Raw genomic sequence first — 1145 nt, 5'->3', positions numbered from 1 at the left:
TTTTCAAGGAGCGTTCTCATGCTTGATACTCAGCTATTTAAATATTTCGAATCAATCGATGATCCTCGCCAACAAGGTAAAGTGGTTCATAAACTATTTGATATCATATTCTTAGCCGTCAGCGCTGTTGTGTCTGGATGCCAAGGTTGGGAAGATATTGAAGATTTTGGTCATGATAGATTAGATTGGCTTAGGAAATATGTTCCCCTAGAGCAAGGTATCCCCCGCCATGACACAATTGCCCGTGTACTAAGCCGTATCGATATGACGCAATTTCAAGATTCTTTTTCTTCTTGGATGAAGGCATGCACTAAGTTAACTCAGGGCGATGTCGTGGCTATTGACGGGAAACGGTTGAAAGGGTCATTTAATCAATCTGATAGGCGCGACGCACTTTATATGGTCAGTGCATTTGCATGCGAAAATGGTGTAGTCTTAGCGCAATGTCCTGTTGATAAAAAGTCGAATGAAATAACAGCGTTACCAACACTTCTAGAGTTACTTGAGATAAAAGGGTGCTTAGTCACAATTGACGCCATGGGGTGTCAAAAATCAATTGCAGAAAAAATAGTGAGCAAAGAAGCTGATTACCTTCTTGCAGTGAAGGCAAATCATAAAGGACTCTTGTCGCAAATAGAGGGGGCTTTAATACCGGAGATAACACGACAAGCGTCTAAAGGGGTTTTGTTTAATGAAGCAGATTATCAAAAAAACAGAGAGGAGTTTAGGTGTTGTGCAGTGCGCCATGACGTAAGTAATTTATCAGAAACGATACACTGGGAAGGGGCAAAAACAGTGGGCGTTATTGTTTCCTACAGAAAGGAAAAAGGTAAAATAAGCAATGAGTTATGTTATAGATATTATATCAGTTCAGCACATTTAACGGCGGAAGAATTGGCAAGGTCAGCGCGGCAACATTGGCAGATAGAGAACGGATTACATTGGCGTTTAGACGTAGGGTTTAAAGAAGATGAGTGCCGAATTAGGCGCGAAGGTGCAGCGTCTGTATTTGCAGGGCTGAGGCATATCGCCTTTAATCAATTAAAGGCAGAAACCAGTTTTAGTAAAGGTATGCCAGCAAAGCAGAAGAAAGCGATGCGCAGTATAGCTTATCTTGAAAAGGTATTGAATTTATAGTGTTTTTT

General features: G+C 41.0%; 1 protein-coding gene. It reads left to right on the top strand.

Going from position 1 to position 1145, the window contains the following annotated elements:
• Positions 1-18 precede the first annotated feature (18 nt).
• Positions 19-1137, top strand: a complete 1119-nt coding sequence (locus I6F44_RS19490) for an ISAs1 family transposase (RefSeq protein ID WP_121955489.1) — start codon at positions 19-21, stop codon at positions 1135-1137.
• Positions 1138-1145 lie beyond the last annotated feature (8 nt).

Source organism: Pseudoalteromonas sp. NZS11_1 (genome assembly GCF_015864275.1).
Lineage (GTDB): Bacteria > Pseudomonadota > Gammaproteobacteria > Enterobacterales > Alteromonadaceae > Pseudoalteromonas > Pseudoalteromonas arctica.
Note: the sequence above shows the minus strand (reverse complement) of the source record. Positions and strands in the feature narration are given on the sequence as shown.